At 65.3% G+C, this 15,358-nt stretch carries 17 protein-coding genes; 7 read left to right on the forward strand and 10 right to left on the reverse strand.

Going from position 1 to position 15,358, the window contains the following annotated elements:
• Positions 1-12: 12 nt before the first annotated feature.
• The 6 genes from ACAM51_RS04400 to ACAM51_RS04425 all read right to left on the reverse strand — a co-directional run bounded on the left by ACAM51_RS04400 (position 13) and on the right by ACAM51_RS04425 (position 7,694).
• Positions 13-876, reverse strand: coding sequence for a carbohydrate ABC transporter permease (locus tag ACAM51_RS04400; protein ID WP_369642826.1), 864 nt, complete (start codon positions 874-876; stop codon positions 13-15).
• A gap of 114 nt (positions 877-990) precedes the next feature.
• A complete protein-coding gene (locus tag ACAM51_RS04405; protein WP_056413437.1) occupies positions 991-2,325 on the reverse strand; it encodes a sugar ABC transporter substrate-binding protein in 1,335 nt (444 codons plus the stop codon).
• Between the two features lie 395 nt (positions 2,326-2,720).
• Positions 2,721-5,204: a TonB-dependent siderophore receptor gene (locus ACAM51_RS04410; RefSeq protein WP_369642827.1), complete on the reverse strand. Its 2,484-nt coding sequence runs from the start codon at positions 5,202-5,204 to the stop codon at positions 2,721-2,723.
• Between the two features lie 278 nt (positions 5,205-5,482).
• Complete coding sequence (locus tag ACAM51_RS04415; RefSeq protein WP_369642828.1) at positions 5,483-6,568, reverse strand: FecR domain-containing protein; 1,086 nt, start codon at positions 6,566-6,568, stop codon at positions 5,483-5,485.
• The gene (locus tag ACAM51_RS04420) at positions 6,565-7,077 is read right to left on the reverse strand and encodes a sigma-70 family RNA polymerase sigma factor (RefSeq protein ID WP_369642829.1); all 513 of its coding nucleotides are present in this window, start codon (positions 7,075-7,077) and stop codon (positions 6,565-6,567) included. The genes ACAM51_RS04415 and ACAM51_RS04420 overlap by 4 nt, the downstream gene beginning before the upstream one ends.
• A 95-nt stretch (positions 7,078-7,172) precedes the next feature.
• A complete protein-coding gene (locus ACAM51_RS04425) occupies positions 7,173-7,694 on the reverse strand; it encodes a hypothetical protein (RefSeq protein WP_369642830.1) in 522 nt (173 codons plus the stop codon).
• Between the two features lie 110 nt (positions 7,695-7,804).
• Here ACAM51_RS04425 and ACAM51_RS04430 point away from each other — a divergent pair, with 110 nt between their 5' ends.
• The 3 genes from ACAM51_RS04430 (at position 7,805) to ACAM51_RS04440 (ending at position 9,873) form a co-directional block, all read left to right on the forward strand.
• Complete coding sequence (locus ACAM51_RS04430; protein ID WP_218297744.1) at positions 7,805-8,644, forward strand: thymidylate synthase; 840 nt, start codon at positions 7,805-7,807, stop codon at positions 8,642-8,644.
• Between the two features lie 106 nt (positions 8,645-8,750).
• On the forward strand, positions 8,751-9,362 hold the full coding sequence (locus ACAM51_RS04435) for a DUF4337 domain-containing protein (protein WP_218297745.1): 612 nt from the start codon (positions 8,751-8,753) through the stop codon (positions 9,360-9,362).
• A gap of 19 nt (positions 9,363-9,381) precedes the next feature.
• The gene (locus ACAM51_RS04440; RefSeq protein WP_218297746.1) at positions 9,382-9,873 is read left to right on the forward strand and encodes a dihydrofolate reductase; all 492 of its coding nucleotides are present in this window, start codon (positions 9,382-9,384) and stop codon (positions 9,871-9,873) included.
• Positions 9,874-10,290: 417 nt separating this feature from the next.
• Here the strand turns inward: ACAM51_RS04440 and ACAM51_RS04445 are convergent, their stop codons facing one another.
• The 4 genes from ACAM51_RS04445 to ACAM51_RS04460 are packed head-to-tail and all read right to left on the reverse strand — an operon-like array spanning position 10,291 to position 11,910.
• Positions 10,291-10,623: a hypothetical protein gene (locus ACAM51_RS04445; protein ID WP_369642831.1), complete on the reverse strand. Its 333-nt coding sequence runs from the start codon at positions 10,621-10,623 to the stop codon at positions 10,291-10,293.
• Positions 10,620-10,985 carry a hypothetical protein gene (locus ACAM51_RS04450; RefSeq protein WP_369642832.1) on the reverse strand — a complete coding sequence of 122 codons (366 nt, stop codon included), beginning with the start codon at positions 10,983-10,985 and terminating at the stop codon, positions 10,620-10,622. Before ACAM51_RS04450 ends, ACAM51_RS04445 begins: the two co-directional genes overlap by 4 nt.
• The gene (locus ACAM51_RS04455; protein ID WP_369642833.1) at positions 10,982-11,596 is read right to left on the reverse strand and encodes a lysozyme; all 615 of its coding nucleotides are present in this window, start codon (positions 11,594-11,596) and stop codon (positions 10,982-10,984) included. Before ACAM51_RS04455 ends, ACAM51_RS04450 begins: the two co-directional genes overlap by 4 nt.
• The gene (locus ACAM51_RS04460) at positions 11,593-11,910 is read right to left on the reverse strand and encodes a hypothetical protein (RefSeq protein ID WP_369642834.1); all 318 of its coding nucleotides are present in this window, start codon (positions 11,908-11,910) and stop codon (positions 11,593-11,595) included. The genes ACAM51_RS04455 and ACAM51_RS04460 overlap by 4 nt, the downstream gene beginning before the upstream one ends.
• Positions 11,911-12,125: 215 nt before the next feature.
• Between ACAM51_RS04460 and ACAM51_RS04465 the strand changes: the two genes are divergently transcribed.
• The 4 genes from ACAM51_RS04465 to ACAM51_RS04480 all read left to right on the forward strand — a co-directional run bounded on the left by ACAM51_RS04465 (position 12,126) and on the right by ACAM51_RS04480 (position 15,290).
• Positions 12,126-12,941 (forward strand): helix-turn-helix transcriptional regulator, encoded by an 816-nt coding sequence (locus tag ACAM51_RS04465; RefSeq protein ID WP_369642835.1) that lies wholly within the window; start codon positions 12,126-12,128, stop codon positions 12,939-12,941.
• A 915-nt stretch (positions 12,942-13,856) separates the two neighbouring features.
• Positions 13,857-14,039 (forward strand): Com family DNA-binding transcriptional regulator, encoded by a 183-nt coding sequence (locus ACAM51_RS04470; RefSeq protein ID WP_369643765.1) that lies wholly within the window; start codon positions 13,857-13,859, stop codon positions 14,037-14,039.
• Positions 14,040-14,050: 11 nt separating this feature from the next.
• The gene (locus ACAM51_RS04475) at positions 14,051-14,572 is read left to right on the forward strand and encodes a hypothetical protein (protein WP_369642836.1); all 522 of its coding nucleotides are present in this window, start codon (positions 14,051-14,053) and stop codon (positions 14,570-14,572) included.
• Positions 14,573-14,981: 409 nt separating this feature from the next.
• On the forward strand, positions 14,982-15,290 hold the full coding sequence (locus ACAM51_RS04480; protein ID WP_369642837.1) for an excalibur calcium-binding domain-containing protein: 309 nt from the start codon (positions 14,982-14,984) through the stop codon (positions 15,288-15,290).
• Positions 15,291-15,358: the final 68 nt, after the last annotated feature.

Genomic DNA, 15,358 nt, shown 5'->3' on the forward strand with positions numbered 1-15,358 from the left:
GTGGTGCTTCGGTTATTTGTCGAGGTTCTTGCCGACCATGCGGATCAGGAACACGGCCGCGATGTTGGCCAGCACCACCGCGAACAGCGCGCCGGCCGAGGCCACGCCCGCATCGAAGTTGAGCAGCGCCTGCTTGAAGATCAGGAAGGTGACGTTGGTGCTCGCATCGCCCGGCCCGCCACCGGTGGTGGTGTAGATCTCGGCAAAGATGCTGAGCAGGAAGATGAGTTCGATCATCACCACCACCGCCACCGAGCGGGCCAGGTGCGGCACATACAGGTAGCGCAGCTGCTGCAGGTAGTTGGCGCCGTCCATGCGCGAGGCCTCGAGCTGCTCATGGTTCATGCTTTGCAGCGCGGTCATGAAGATCAGCGTGGCAAAGGGCAGCCACTGCCACGACACCATGACGATCACCGAGAACAGCGGGTGGTCGGTGAGCCAGTCCACCGGCTGCGCGCCGAAGAACATCCACACCTGGGCGAGCACGCCGTAGATGGGGTTCATCATCATGTTCTTCCACATCAGCGCGTTCACCGTGGGCATGACGAAGAACGGCGAGATCAGCAGCACCCGCACGATGCCCCGGCCCGCGAACGGCTCGTTGATGAGCAGCGCGATGGCGATGCCGAACACCACCGTGATGAGGATCACGCTGCCGAGCAGCAGCAGCGTGTTGACCACCGCCGTGCCGAACGAGGGGTCGGTGACGAAGTACTCGAAATTCTCCAGCCCGGCAAAGCCGGTCTGATCCGGCTGCATCAGGTTGTAGCGGATGAGCGAGAAGTAGATCGTCATCACCAGCGGCACGATCATCCACAGGAAGAGCGTGGCCATGGCTGGCGTGAGCAGCAGGCGGGGGAGCAGGCGGCGGTTCATGGTGTTTCCGAAAGGGCGACGGGGCCGCCATGGTGAATGGCGAGCCCCAGGATCAGCACTGGTCAATCCACGGATGGGCAGTGGACGGCGGAGCCTCGGTGGCCCCGCCAGCCTTTACTTGTAGTAACCAGCCTTCTTCATTTCCCGGTCCGCAGACACCTGGCTGGCCTTGAGGGCCGCGTCCACCGTGGTCTTGCCTGCCAGCGCCGCGCTCATCTGCTGGCCCACCGCGATGCCGATGGCCTGGAACTCCGGAATCGCTGCGAACTGCACACCCACGTAGGGGCTCTTGGGCAGGGTCGAATCGGTCGGGTTGGCCGAGTCGATCGCGACCTTCTCGGCGGCGGCGAAGCGGGCGGCCTTCTGGAACTCAGGCGATGCGTAGGTGCTCTTGCGCGTGCCGGTGGGCACGTTGGCCCAGCCGTTGGTCTTGGCGACCAGCTGGATGTAGTCCTTGCTGGTGGACCAGGTGATGAACTTCTGCGCGGCGTCCACCTTTTTCGAACCGGCCGGGATGGCCAGGTTCCACGACCACAGCCAGTTGGCGCCCTTGGGCGTGTTCATGGTGGGCGCCTGGGCAAAGGCCATCTGGTCGGCCACCTTGGACTGCTTGGGGTCGCTCACGAACGATGCCGCGATGGTCGCGTCCACCCACATGCCGCACTTGCCGGAGTTGGTCAGCGCCAGGATCTCGTTGAAGCTGTTGGCCGACGAGCCAGGCGGGCCGTAGTTCTTGAGCAGGTCCACGTAGAAGGTGATCGCGTCCTTCCAGGGCTTGGATTCGAGCTGCGGCTTCCACTGCATGTCGAACCACTGGCCGCCGAAGGTGTTGACCAGCGTGGTCAAGAACGCCATGTTGTCGCCCCAACCCGGCTTGCCGCGCAGGCAGATGCCGTACACGCCGTTCTTGGGGTCGTGCATCTTGGCGGCCAGGTCCTTGATCTGCGGCCAGGTGGGACGCTCGGGCACCTGCACGCCGGCCTTGTCGGCCAGGTCCTTGCGGTACATGAGCATGGAGCTTTCGCCGTAGAACGGCGCGGCGAACAGCTTGCCGTCGATGGACAGGCCGCCCCGCACGGCGGGCAGCAGGTCGTCCACGTCGTAGGCGGCGTCGGTTTTGAGCTCCTGCAGCCAGCCCTTCTTGCCCCAGATGGGCGCCTCGTACATGCCGATGGTCATCACGTCGAACTGGCCGCCCTTGGTGGCGATGTCGGTGGTGACGCGCTGGCGCAGCACACCTTCTTCGAGCGTGACCCACTTGAGCTTGATGTCGGGGTTGGCCTGCTCGAAGTTCTTGGAGAGCTTCTGCATCTCGATCATGTGGCCGTTGTTCACGGTGGCGATCACGAGCTCGGTCTGCGCGCTGGCGGCGCCGCACAGCGACGTCAAGGCCAGCGCAACGGCGACGGCCAGGCGCTGGGGCATGGTGACAGGGGTGGAATGTGGCATCGGAAAAGTCTCCTCGGTCGTTGGTATGGGAATCTGCCTTTCAACACCGGCGCAAGGCATGCAGGCATTGACGGACTGAACGATACCGATGCTGCGATGCTCGATTGGTACTCCAGACGCCTCCACAAATACTAATTTGCACCAGATACTCAGGATTTATACCTAGATGTGTCAACAGGGTATCTAACCGAGTGCAAAAAGGCGGCTCCACCGTTGCGGCGTTGGCGTAGCGAATGCTCTGGATTACTATCAAATAGATAGCTGCCAGCACTTACCTATCAAGCGGCAGAGGCCAATTCAGTCCACATTTTCTTGCACCAAGGCCCACTGGGGTTGACGCCCACACCCCCCAACTCCCTCCATTTGCCCCTCTGCCCAGGGGAGCCTACTCCGCGTCAGAAATCCACCGTGGCAGAAAGAGTCGCCGTGCGGGGACTTCCCACATACAGCCAGTTGCCGGAGCCACTGGACCAGTAGTTGCGGTTGAACAGGTTGTCCACGCCCGCGCGCAGCACCAGCGGCCGGCCCCACGCCTGGGTCTTGTAGCGGGCACCGATGTCCCAGCGCGTCCAGCCCGGAATGCGCCGCAGGTTGGCGGCGTCCACCTGCTGCGCGCTGCTGGAGATCATGCGGGCCGACAGCGTCAGCCCTGGCACGGCAGCCAGGTCGTGGTCGCTGCCCAGGTTCAGCTGCCAGCGCGACACGTTCGGCGCGGCGTTGCCGTTGTAGATGCCGCCTTCGGTTTTGGTCAGCCGGGCATCGTTGAAGGTCACGCCGCCCAGCAGGCGCGTGCCCCGGGCCAGCTCGCCAAAGACATTGAGCTCGACCCCGCGGTTGCGCTGCTCCGCGCCGACCTGGTAGGTGAACGTGCCATCGCCATTGGACGCCACCAGCCCGCTCGGCTTCTGGATGTGGAACAGGCTCGCCGTGGTGCTGAAGCGGCCCCAATCGGCCTTCACGCCCACCTCCCGCTGCTTCGTGCGGACCGGCGGAAACACCTGCCCGGCGTTGGTGGTGCCCAGCGGTGCTGAATCGCCCTGGACCAGCCCTTCGATGTAATTGCCGTAGAGCGACACGTGCGGCTGTAGCTTGAACACCGCTGCCAGCGCCGGCGTCACCGCATGCTCGTCGTACGCGGTGCTGCCGGCCCCGGTGGTGGTGTCGTGCTTGACGACCTTCACGCGCTGGTAGCGGGCACCCAGCGTGACGGCCAGCCGGTCTTGCCACAGCGAGACGGTGTCGGACAACGCCACGGACGGCAGCTGCAAGGAATCGGTCTGGGGCGGCCGCGATGAGAAACCGTCGATGGACGGACGCGCGGTGGCCGCGGGCGCATACATGTTCGTGGCGAAGCTGTCGAAGCCGTAGTACTGCGCCGTGAAGCCGCTGTCCTTCTTCAGGTACGACGCATGCAGGTGGATGCGGTGCGCAAGCTCGCCGGCACGCACCGTGCCCTGCAGCCCGCCTTGCAGGGTGCGGTAGTTCGTCCAGTTGGGCCAGAAGTACGTGGTGGCCTGCGCGTCGCCCTGCACGCTGGTCACGAACACGTCGGTGGCGAGGTAGCGGGACCGCGTGTGGCTGCCACCCGCGGCTGCAGAGAGCGTCCAGTCCGGGGTGAGGTCGTACTCGGCTTTGGCCAGGAGGTAGTTGCTGCGCGACCTGGCGAACTCCCAGTCCTGCGCGATGCGGTGGCTGGCCCGGGGCGGCCTGGGGATGGCAATGGCGTCGTCGATGCCAAAGCCCGCGGCGCCTTGCGGCGCTTCGTTGTTCATCGTCTGGTGGCCGGCATCCACCGAGGCCCGCAGCTGGCTGCCCCGGTAGTCCACGGCCAGCGCCGCAGCCCCCAGCTCGACGGACTGGCCCTCGGTGGCGGTCTTCCCGTCACGGTAGATGCCGTTGAAGCGCACACCCCACTGGTGGTCGTCGCCGAACCGGCGGCCCACGTCCAGGTGGCCGCCCAGGTTGCCTCTGGACAGGTACGTGGTGGTCAGGCGTGTCAGCGGCACATCGCCCGCGCGCTTGGGCACCAGGTTGATGGCGCCGCCCACCGCGCCGCCCGCCCCGGGCGCCATGCCGTTGAGCAACGCGTTGGGGCCCTTGAGCACCTCGACGCGCTCGGCCGCTTCGACCGCCACGGCACGGTTGGTGGCGATGCCGCCGATGCCGTCGAACAGCACGGAGTCCTGCACCGAGAAGCCGCGGATCAGAAAGATGTCGCCCCCCGCAGCAGCGTTCGTCAGGCTGTACGACACCGTGCGCACGGACGGGTCGTTGGCCAGCACATCGGCCACGGTGATCGCCTGCTGGTCCTGCATGAGTTCGGCCGTGTAGCTGGTGATGTGAAACGGCGTGTCCATCAGGCTCTGCTGACCCAGCAGGCCGACCCGGCTGCCCGTGGCAACCTGGCCGCCGGCATAGGCGGGCGGCAAATCGCCGGGCGCTGCCTCGGCGCTGGCCGTCACGGTGACGGCGCCCAGGGTGGCGGCATCGCTGAGCCGGGGTGCCTGCGCTGCAGGGCGCGATGCCTCGCGCAGCGTGAAGACGCCGCCCGTGGCCTGCCGCAGCTCCAGCCCCGAACCTGCCAGCGCGCGGCGCAGTGCCTCATGCGCATCGAAGCGGCCCCGCACGGGCGCCGCGTTGCGGCCTTCCACCAACTGCGCATCGGCGGTGAGGGCCAGGCCCGCGTCGCGCGCGATGCGGTTGAGGGCTGCTCCCAGCGGCCCGGCGGGCAGGTCGTAGTCGCGCACTGCCGCAGCGCTGGCCGTGGCCGCAGGGGCCTGCACCGTGGCTGGCTGTGCGGTCACGGCAGAGGCGCCCAACGCGAGCAGCAGCGCAGTAGCGCAGGGGTTCAGCGGAAAGGGGAAAACTGCAGAGGGCATGGGTCAGGCTCCGAGACGGTCACGTCAGAAAAGAGGGGCAACCGCGCCGATGCACGGTCTCTGTCTGATTGCCGAACGGGTGCCGAAAAGTGAGAGGGGGCCGGGGCCATTTATTTTTTGGGCCGGCGTCGCTGGTGGATGGGATGCCGGCTGGCAGGGGCGATCTGGGTTGAACTGAATGGAACCGTCGATCAGCCGCACCAAGTCACTCATCTTTTGATAGCTTCCAGCGCTTTCCCATCAAGCGGTAGCGGCCGATTTTCTTCGAATTTTCATCCTCAGGGCGCAGCACGCGGCTTGAGCGTGACCCACCAGCGCGTGGTCCAGACCACATCGACCGGCACGGCCGCGGTCAGCGCCAACAGGGCCTGGTCGGAGTCCGCCAGGGGCAGCGTGCCCGTCACGCGCAAACCGGCCAGGCGGGGGTCGACACCCAGGTGGCCGACCCGGTGCCGCGCCAGCATGGCCACCACCTCGCCCAAAGGTTGGTTGTCCACCACCAGCATGCCGTCCTTCCAGGCGTCGGCATCGGGCGGGGCCGCCCACGGGTCCACCCGCCCGCCTTCCAGCCGCGCGCCCTGCCCGGCCGACACGATGCGCTCGGCAGCGCACGGCTCGGACGCTGCTGCCGCACAGCTCGCCGGGCGGGCCGCGACGGCGGACTGGGTGACGGCGACCTCGGTGGCGGGCGCGCCAGGGCCCTGCGCTTCATCGATACCAGCGGTGTGCGCCTGTGGCCAGCGGCGCACGGTGAAGCGGGTGCCCAGGGCGCGCAGGCTGCCGTCCTCGGTCAGCACGACGAACGGGCGCCACTCGGCCGGGTCGGCATGGCTGGTTTCCACGGCCACCTCGCCCGCGCGCAGGTGGATGGCGCGCTGGTCTTGGCTGAACGCTACATCCACAGCGCTGCGGGTGTTCAGGTGCAGCACGGTCTGGTCGGGCAGCACGATGGTGCGGCGCTCGCCGGTGGCAGTGCGGTGGTCGGCCAGCAGTTGGCCCACGGGCTGGTAGCGGTCCAGCACCAGCACGCCGCAAGCTAGCGCCAATGCCAGGCCCAGCACGGCGCCCGCCACACGGGCAGGACGGCGCTGGCGCGGTGGCAGCAGCAACGCTGCGCGGGCTCGGGGACCTGCGGCGGCGCGGGTCAGGTGCTGGTCGATGTCGCCCAGTTGGCGCCAGGCGCGGGCATGGTCAGGGTGTGCGGCCAGCCAGCCGGCCAGGGCTTGGGCGTCTGCCGGCGAGGTGGCGCCCTCGCCCTGGCGCAACTGCCAGCCGATGGCGGCCTCCAGCACGGCAGGCGGCACGGGATGGTCGTCGCCTGCGCCGCCAGGCAAGCCGCCCGCTGTCCAGCCCGCGCTGCTCACGCCGCGCCGCCAAAACGCAGGTGGTAGGCGTGGCGCATGGCGTTGGCCAGGTACTGGCGCACGCGGGGCACCGACACCTGCAGCTGCTCGGCGATCTCTGCGTGCGTGAGACCGTCGAGCCGGTTCATGAGCCACGCTGCGCGCGTCTTGGGCGTCAGGCCCTGCAGCAGTGTATCGACCGCGTGAAGCATCTGCACGGCGGCCAGGCGCTCTTCGGGGGATGGCTGCAGCACCTCGGGCTGCAGGGCCAGGTCTGCCAGGTAGGCGCGCTCCAGTTCACCCCGGCGCCAGAAGTCCACCAGCAGCCCGCGTGCCACCGTGGTCAGGTAGGCGCGCGGCTCGAGCATCGCGTCGGGGGCGATGGCGGTGGGCCGTGCGAGCAGGCGCACGAAGGTGTCCTGCGCCAGGTCGGCCGCATCGTCGGCACAACCGAGCCGCCGGCGCAGCCAGGACTGCAGCCATCCGTGGTGGTGGCTGTAGAGCGCGTGCAGGGGGTGAGCGGCAGACATGGCGTGACGGCCTTTTTGAGAATGATTCTTGATTATAGAAACACATTCCCGCCCAGCCCCTGGGCACGCCGCCATCCGGCAGACCGGCTGCGCGCTCAGCGCCGCGCGTTTTCCATCATCGTGGCAACGTGGGCCGGCAGGGTCTTCGGGGTCCCCAGGTCCTGCACGTCCCATTCCTCCCCGCCGGTCAGCAGCCATACGCGTACCGAGTCGGTGGCGGCGTGGACCACGATGGCGGCAGCCTCCGTGTCGCCTGCGTCCGGCCGGTTACCGGTGATGTAGAGCATGGAGCCGTCTTGCCGCAGCGGCCCACTCACCTGCAGGTTGTCCAGCAGCACGTTGTAGTTGGCGAGACCGAGCAGCCCACGCAGCCGCTCGGCCAGCGGGCCGGCACGCAGGAAGTCTGAGCCCCCGACCGGATAGTTGCCTACCTGGGTTTGCAGGTTCGCCCAGGGATTGGCGGGCGCGGCAGGTACCTCGTTGGGCACAGGACGCGCGACCTTGCGCGGCGCCGTGGGCGCCGTGGGTACCGTGCCCGCGCAACCCGGCAGCAGCACAGCCAACGCAAGAGCGGCCAGCACGGCGCTTGACAAAGGGGCTGGAGAGATAGGGCGCATGATCGGGGGCTTCTTTCTAAAAAGGGCAGCTGGGCGAAAAGGTCTGCGAGCTTAGCCGGTTCCTGCCGGCAGCCGCCCCCTAGAATCGCGTCTTTCGCCTTCCAACCGCCATGACCGAACACGCCCGCCCCGTCCGCTCGCAATACGAAGACTTCATGCGCCACGTGTTCACCCACGGCGTGGAAAAATCCGACCGCACGGGAACCGGCACCCGCAGCGTTTTCGGCCACCAGATGCGTTTCGACCTGAAGGAAGGCTTTCCGCTCGTCACCACCAAGAAGGTGCACCTGCGGTCCATCATCCAGGAGCTGCTGTGGTTCCTCACGGGGTCGAGCAACAACAACTGGCTCAAGGAGCGCGGCGTCACCATCTGGGACGAATGGGCGCGCGAGGACGGCGACCTGGGGCCGGTGTACGGCGTGCAGTGGCGCAGTTGGCCCACCCCGGACGGCGGGCACATCGACCAGATCAGCGATGTGGTCAGGACGCTCAAGACCAACCCCGATTCGCGGCGCATCATCGTGAGCGCCTGGAACGTGGCCGAGCTCGGCAAGATGGCGCTCATGCCCTGCCACGCTTTCTTCCAGTTCTACGTGGCGCCAGCACAGGAGCCCGGCGGACGCGGCACGCTCTCCTGCCAGCTGTACCAGCGCAGTGCGGACATCTTCCTGGGCGTGCCGTTCAACATCGCGAGCTATGCCCTGCTCACCCACATGGTGGCGCAGCAGTGCGACCTGGATGTGGGTGATTTCATCTGGACGGGCGGCGACTGCCACATCTACAGCAACCACCACGAGCAAGTGCAAACGCAGCTGGCGCGCACACCCTATCCCTACCCGGTGCTGAACATCAAGCGCCGCCCCGGCAGCATCTTCGACTACCAGTACGAGGACTTCGAAGTGGTGGACTACCAGTGCCACCCGGCGATCAAGGCCCCCGTGGCCGTGTGATCACGCACCAGCCCTCCTTGAGACCCCACACCTCCTGAGCCCCAGGGCCAGGTGCAGCAGCGCCCAGCCCGCATCCACCCACAACCACCACCACGAGCTTTCATCCATGTCTTCCGGCGGATTTCACGTACACGGCCCCCACGACCACGCGGTGGAGCATGCCACCCACGGCCACCATGACGACGCCACGGCCAGCCACGGCAACGACGGCAATGGCTCGTCCATGAACAAAATCGCGATGTTCACCGCCATCGTGGCCACGGTGGGCGCGATCTTCTCGTACATGGGCGGCGCCACGCAGGCCAACGCCGGGCTGCTCAAGAACGACGCGGCCATCAAGAAGACCGAGGCCTCCAACCAGTGGAACTACTTCCAGTCCAAGAGCACCAAGCAATCCCTGGCCGAACTGGCCCGCGACCTGGCGCCCGATGACCGCAAGGCCGGCTACCAGACCAAGGTGGAGCGCTACGAAACCGAGAAGAACGAGATCAAGGTGGCCGCCGAGAAGCTCGAGGCCGATGCCCACGAATTCGACCGCAAGAGCGAAGCCCAGATGCACCAGCACCACCGCTGGGCCCAGGCCACCACGGCGCTGCAGGTGGCCATCGCGCTGGCCGCCATTGCGCTGCTCACCAAGAAAAAATGGCTGGAATACGGCATGTACGGCGTGGCCGCCGTGGGCCTGGGCGTGGGAGCCCTCGCCGCCTTGCACATCTGAAAAACAAGGACGTCCCGCCATGCCAGTGCACCTCATCTACGCCCGCGCCGCCAACGGTGTGATCGGCAAGGACAACGCCCTGCCCTGGCACCTGCCGGAGGACATGGCGCACTTCAAGCAGCTGACACAGGGCTGCCCCGTGGTGATGGGCCGCAAGACCTGGGATTCGCTTCCGGCGCGTTTTCGCCCCCTTCCGGGCCGTACCAACATCGTGGTGACGCGCCAGCACGACTGGCAGGCCGAAGGCGCCCGGCGCGCCGAGAGCCTGGACGCTGCGCTGGCGCAGTGCGATCCCCGCCAGACGGTGTGGGTGATCGGCGGCGCGCAGATTTACGCCGAGGCCCTGCCGACGGCAGACCGGCTGGAGGTGACCGAGATCGCCCGGGACTTCGAGGGCGACGCCCACGCGCCAGTGCTAGGCAAAGCCTGGACCGAGGCCGCCCGCAGCGACCATGTGAGCACCAACGGCCTGCCCTTCAGTTTTGTGAGCTACGTGCGCGCGGCGGATTGAGTCCCTCTTCGGCGGGCACGTGCCCTTCCCTTTCCCCTTGCACCCAGCTATGGGGTGGCTGACGGGGTTTTTGCAGGCGTCTGGTCGCGCGACGGATCGGGCGTCTGTGCGGGCGTGACGGCCGGAGCGGGTGCCGGTGTTTCCGCCGGCGTCTGCGCGGGCGGGGGAGCTGGCGTCTGGGCCGGCGTCTGCACCGGCGTGGAGGCAGGGGTCAACGCAGGCTGCAAGCCAGGCACCACCGCAGGAGTGTTCACCCCCCGGGCACCTGCAGCCGCGGCCCCCATGGCCAGAACGCAAGCCAGCGCTTGCTGGTGAATGGATGGCATGGAGTTCTCCATCGGGAACAGATTTGCAGTTTCTGCGGAGCGGCGGCCGCGAAGCGTCGGACAAATGCCCGTGCTCCCTAGGAACAGGACGCTATCGGTCGCCGGAGCCGCCTATCTGTTGCCCAGCGCGAACGCGTGCACCCTGCTGCGCTGCATTGACAGGGGCCGTACACACCAGCAAGGCGGCTCGCATCTTCAGTTCGTACCCCTCACGGCGCTCGATCTCGGCCTGCGCGGCCCGGATGAACTCATCCACCGTGGCACCCGGCCGCAGCAGCTCGGTGGGCATCATCGGCCGATCGGGCACGGGTTCTTTGCATTCCATGGGCACAGCCACGTTCACACGCTGCATTTCAAGGCGTGGGGCCGTGGCACAGCCCGAAAGCCACGTGCAGCAAGCCATCAAGGCAATAGCTGTCTTCATGGCTTCGACCTCCCCTTCAGCCAGCCATCCACCCGAGCCTGGGCGCTGGCACATGCGTCGCCCGGCACGGGGGCGGGCGTGAACAGAATCTTGTCTGCACGCTGGTTGTGCCACTGCGCCGCGCTGGCCGCTGCCGTGCGCGCAGATGCCGCGTCGCGGGCCCGTTGGCTGGCCAGCTTGCGCAGGTCGTCCACGGCATTGCTGCATTCACTGGCCATTTGCCGAGCACCATCACGCTGGCCCTGCATATCGCGCAGCGCGGTCTGTGCCTTGGCAGTGGCGTCGCGCTGGCCCAGATAGGCCCAGCCCAGCAGGGCATTCGCGGCCAGGCTCAACAGAACGACGGTTTGCCCGGGACTCATGGTTGCGCCTCCGTGATCAGGCCTGCGCTGAAATGCCCGTCCCTGCCCCATTCCACGCACAGCTCGCGCGTGGTGGCGCGCCGGTCCTGCAGGCCGGGCAGCACCACGGACTGGCCGTTGGCGGTGCCGTGCACCCATCGGGGCATCTGCTCGCACATGCCCACCAGGTTGCCCGAATTGCCCAGGCGAACAAGCGTGGTCCCGTCCAGCACCGAAGGCCCGAGGTTGTAGACCATATCGATCAGACTGACACGCACCCAGACGTTGTAGGTGTCCCAGTGCTTGAGGCCGGCACGGGCCAGACGCTCGGCCTCGATGTACCTGGCCAGTTCCAGCCTCTTGCAATCCTCCCGCGAGTACGTACGCCCTGCCGCCACCTCCGGGCCGGTCACGCCGTTGCACACGCTGAGGGGCTGGCCCTTGCCCAGCCTGTCCACGTAGGGCGTGCCGATGTGCCTGCCGCTGCTTTCGTAGTAGCTGCCCAGCTCCATCGCCAGGATCACGGCATCGCTAGGCTGCTGCGCGGCAAAATAGGTGGCAACGCCACCGGCCGCTCCGAACGCGATGGCGAGCGCAGTCTCGACCAGGCGCTTGCGAATGCCCTCTTTCATTTTTGTCCCTTCAGCGTGGCCCAAAAGCCGACGCACGCTGTGCCACAGCCCACGATATAGGCCATCGGCTTTGCCAATTTGCCAAGCCAGTTCAGCACCTTGATAGCGCCCTTGAATGACTGGAATAGTTCGACCAGCTCCGCCGTGTCGGCCTTCACCGCCTGAGTGGCCAGGGTGTTGGCTTCCAGTTCTCGTCGCAGCGCTATCTGCTCCGCTTCCACGCGCGAGAGCCGCTGATCACCGTCATCAAGGCGCGCGTGGATGGTCGCGGCGGTAGTGAGGTCCACGAGGTTTCCGAAGTCGTCCTGGATCATGGCGTAGCCTCCCGCACCACCCCCTGTAAGCCCTTTCGCCGCGTCTCGAAGCAGCCCGGTACCGGCTCTGCCGACAGGCGCGGCGGCCTGTACCCAATGGCGTGGAGGAACCTGCGCGCACCGCGCTGCAGCACTTCGTGGCTTTGCTGGATCAAGTTCATGCAGGGCTCCCGGTGACCCGAGGGGCTGTGCAGTGCGCGCCCCCGGGAAAATAAATGGATTCTTTGCTTGAGCATGAGGAATTAAACCATAGTTCATTTCAAAAATCAACCATAGTTCAACAAAAACGCGGCAATATTGCAACCATGGTTGAATACAAAGAACGGCTAGAAATGGCAATGAAGCGCGCAGGAATGGGGGCTGCCCAGCTCGCGGCTGCGATCAACATGTCCTACCAAGGCGTGAAAAAGGTAATGGACGGGAAGTCGGGGGCCTTCAGTGCCGAGAACAACTCGAAGGCAGCAGCGGCCTTGGGAGTCAATTCTGATTGGCTCGCGACCGGCGATAGAGCAATGGGAGCAGGTGGCGTTACGGTCGCATCTGCGCCGCACGAAGCCCCGTCAGATGATCCTGGCGGACCACCCGATTTGGTGATTGCAGAGTTCGCGACGGGCGGCGGAATGGACAGAAAGGGCCAACTGCTCCTGGATGACCAGCCAGGCATCATCAGAAGCTGGCGCGTCAGCAATGATTGGCTGCGCCTGAATGTCCCCTCTCACACAGGTACAAGGAACCTGTGCATCGTGACCGGCTTTGGCCCCTCGATGCGACCCATGTTTAATCCTGGCGATCCGCTGCTGGTGGACATTGGTGTGAGAACGGTCAACCATGAGGGGGTGTATTTCTTCCGCGTCGGCGAGGAAGGTTTCATCAAGCTGATTCAGCGCGTGCCAGAGTTCGACGGTCCAGGCTTCAACCTCCGGATCATCTCCAAGAACCCTGACTTCCCTCCCTATGACCTCTCGCCACGGAATCCGCATTTTGAAGTGCTGGGCAAGGTGCTGACGGTGTGGAGGAGCGAGCAGTACTGAGGGTTGCCCAAGCAGCCATCACTCGCGTGCCGGGCCAGGGTGTGGCCTGGGTTCCGCCAGCCCTCTGGCGGATCAAGCGAGGTAGCACCCTCGGTCATGCCGCCTTTGTTCGCAGCAGGTCTTACCGTTGACAGCCCGTGCGGGGGCGAACGCACGCGAACAGACCACCACCCGAATGCCAGCCAGAACATGCTCCCGCAGCAGGTGGCCCGTCCCGTGGCACATCACACATGCCAACGAAGTCATGCACGGGACGCACCCACAGTTTTGATAGAGCCCAAGCCATCCAACCGCCCTTGACGCGGGTTTTGGTGCCGCATGCCATCGGTGTCGATATACCAAAACTGAACCATAGTTGACACCATGATTGAACTATGGTTTAATTCTTACATCGCACCAACAAACGCGAAACGAACCGGCCCAGACGCACACAGGGCCACGCCGACCGGAGACGCGAGGGGTTCCAGGCCTGAGGGCTGCAGCGTGTTGGGAGCGACGGGCACCATCGGTATCGACCAAGCCGCCCGGGCTCCTTAAAAAGTCAGCTGCCGATGTTGCTTGCCCCACCTGTGGAGCATTCGTCCGGCACAAGAGCAGACCCGGGCATGGCCGGGCGAGCGCGGGCAGTCCGGCCCGTCATCAGTCCGCCAAAGCGCGGTAAACGGTGCTCAAACGGTGAGGCGTAGACAGCCAAGAACAGAAACGGTCACGCCGGTTGAAATGCCGGCATGCCCTTCGCAAGAGGGGCGATCCCAGATGGCTTTGCGCTGAGCCATCTGGGATCGAGAAGATAAGACAGGGCGAGTGCCTGGAGTGCGTCAACACCCCAGGCACCCGCCTCCGCCGTGAGCGAGCACGGCATTGGCCAAGACCCTGCCACCTGATCAGGCCGGGGCATTATGGACTATGCCGCATATGCAAGAAGTGAGATGCGCCAACTGCAATCGCAAGCTGGCAGAAGGACTTTTCCAACACCTGAACATCAAGTGCCCGCGCTGCGGGACGCTGAATTCCATGAGGGTCGAGAACCCCTCTCCGTCGAGAGTCGAGAACTCCGAACCAGAGTGCCAGCGAGCTCCTTCATCAACTTTGACTTAAAAGGCAATCAAATGACTCTCTATATCAATGGCTCTAAAACCGTTGGCAATGGCGGCCTGGCCGGTGAATATCTCGCCACGGGTAACAACTCGGGCGTTTTCATTGACATGTGCCCGTATACGTTCGGCAGCACTGGCACTCCTCACTCGGGGGTGGCCTTCTTCTGCAACGACGTTCCCGCTGGGGCTCCCGACAATCAAATCTGGTCGGGGCAGGCTCGTGGTGTGACGTTCTGGAAAAACGGTGATAACCGTGTCATCAAGGCCGAGGACTGGCTGGGCGGTGCCAACAATTTCTATCACTACCCCATCGGCACCTGGGAGCCTGGGGTTGTCTATCGTGTCACGGCAACGTACACGGCAACCGACGTGCAACTTGCTGTGTACAAGACTGACAACGCCGGCAACGTCATCGCCTTGACGGCTAGCGCCGTGCGCCCGCTCAACGTACCCAACAGCAAGGGCACGCATGCTTGCGTGTTTGCGACCGATGGCAGCACCGTTGGCTGCACCCCGGTTGCGCTGTACCCCTAATGGGATGACGAGCCTCCTGCACATGGAGGCTGCCCGATGGCGCACGCAGGCCAACGGGATTTAACAAAGGGCCCGCTTCATGCGGGCCTTCTTACGCCCCTCGCAAGAGGGCCATCACACAACCGTCGAAGGCTCCTTGAGTAGCCTCCAGCCGAACGCGATAGGCTGGAACGCGAAACCGTGGGGTTCGATTCCCCGGGCGGTAGTGTGATGGCGACGACAACAAGCGAGTCAGGCGTCCCTGCCTGTTTCGCCATCATCACGAAGCCGCTGATCGGTCATGAGGTATTTCCGCTGGTAAGTACGAAAACTGCGGCATCCAGCAGAGCGGGCCGGGGGATTCCTGGCCGTGTGCGCCGCAGGTGGAAGCCCTGCCCTTCTTATCATTGTCCCAACGACGGAGGGACGTATGGCAAAGGCTTTCATGGTGATGATGGTTGCGGTGGTCGCACTCATGGGCTACCTCATTCACAAGCACGAGCAGAGCAAGCCGCCAAGCGACATCAGCGCGCCCCCTCCATTGAGCGAATCCCCAAGGCCCCGAACTGTTGACGTTGCACGCAGCGTTTCCAGCACTCCTCAGTACCGGTGTGACGGCAGAACCCATTGCTCCCAGATGTCGTCCTGTGATGAGGCGACTTTCTTTCTAAAGAACTGCCCCAACACCAAGATGGACGGGGACAACGACGGCATTCCGTGCGAGCAGCAGTTGTGCTAGCCCCGTTCAGCCAAACCGAATCCTGATTTCAGCCCGCCACGCGCGGGCTTTTTTTCGACCGCGCCGGG

The sequence above is a fragment of the Acidovorax sp. A79 genome (genome assembly GCF_041154505.1).
Taxonomy (GTDB): Bacteria; Pseudomonadota; Gammaproteobacteria; order Burkholderiales; family Burkholderiaceae_C; genus Acidovorax.

What these genes read in the sequence shown, in the direction of transcription:
- ACAM51_RS04435 (WP_218297745.1), top strand. Translation starts at nt 8,751, where the DNA reads ATGTCTTCCGGCGGATTTCACGTACACGGCCCCCACGACCACGCGGTG.
- ACAM51_RS04460 (WP_369642834.1), bottom strand. Translation starts at nt 11,910, where the DNA reads ATGATCCAGGACGACTTCGGAAACCTCGTGGACCTCACTACCGCCGCG.
- ACAM51_RS04410 (WP_369642827.1), bottom strand. Translation starts at nt 5,204, where the DNA reads ATGCCCTCTGCAGTTTTCCCCTTTCCGCTGAACCCCTGCGCTACTGCG.
- ACAM51_RS04430 (WP_218297744.1), top strand. Translation starts at nt 7,805, where the DNA reads ATGACCGAACACGCCCGCCCCGTCCGCTCGCAATACGAAGACTTCATG.
- ACAM51_RS04440 (WP_218297746.1), top strand. Translation starts at nt 9,382, where the DNA reads ATGCCAGTGCACCTCATCTACGCCCGCGCCGCCAACGGTGTGATCGGC.
- ACAM51_RS04470 (WP_369643765.1), top strand. Translation starts at nt 13,857, where the DNA reads ATGCAAGAAGTGAGATGCGCCAACTGCAATCGCAAGCTGGCAGAAGGA.
- ACAM51_RS04465 (WP_369642835.1), top strand. Translation starts at nt 12,126, where the DNA reads ATGGATTCTTTGCTTGAGCATGAGGAATTAAACCATAGTTCATTTCAA.
- ACAM51_RS04425 (WP_369642830.1), bottom strand. Translation starts at nt 7,694, where the DNA reads ATGCGCCCTATCTCTCCAGCCCCTTTGTCAAGCGCCGTGCTGGCCGCT.
- ACAM51_RS04405 (WP_056413437.1), bottom strand. Translation starts at nt 2,325, where the DNA reads ATGCCACATTCCACCCCTGTCACCATGCCCCAGCGCCTGGCCGTCGCC.
- ACAM51_RS04450 (WP_369642832.1), bottom strand. Translation starts at nt 10,985, where the DNA reads ATGAGTCCCGGGCAAACCGTCGTTCTGTTGAGCCTGGCCGCGAATGCC.
- ACAM51_RS04420 (WP_369642829.1), bottom strand. Translation starts at nt 7,077, where the DNA reads ATGTCTGCCGCTCACCCCCTGCACGCGCTCTACAGCCACCACCACGGA.
- ACAM51_RS04480 (WP_369642837.1), top strand. Translation starts at nt 14,982, where the DNA reads ATGGCAAAGGCTTTCATGGTGATGATGGTTGCGGTGGTCGCACTCATG.
- ACAM51_RS04400 (WP_369642826.1), bottom strand. Translation starts at nt 876, where the DNA reads ATGAACCGCCGCCTGCTCCCCCGCCTGCTGCTCACGCCAGCCATGGCC.
- ACAM51_RS04475 (WP_369642836.1), top strand. Translation starts at nt 14,051, where the DNA reads ATGACTCTCTATATCAATGGCTCTAAAACCGTTGGCAATGGCGGCCTG.
- ACAM51_RS04455 (WP_369642833.1), bottom strand. Translation starts at nt 11,596, where the DNA reads ATGAAAGAGGGCATTCGCAAGCGCCTGGTCGAGACTGCGCTCGCCATC.
- ACAM51_RS04445 (WP_369642831.1), bottom strand. Translation starts at nt 10,623, where the DNA reads ATGAAGACAGCTATTGCCTTGATGGCTTGCTGCACGTGGCTTTCGGGC.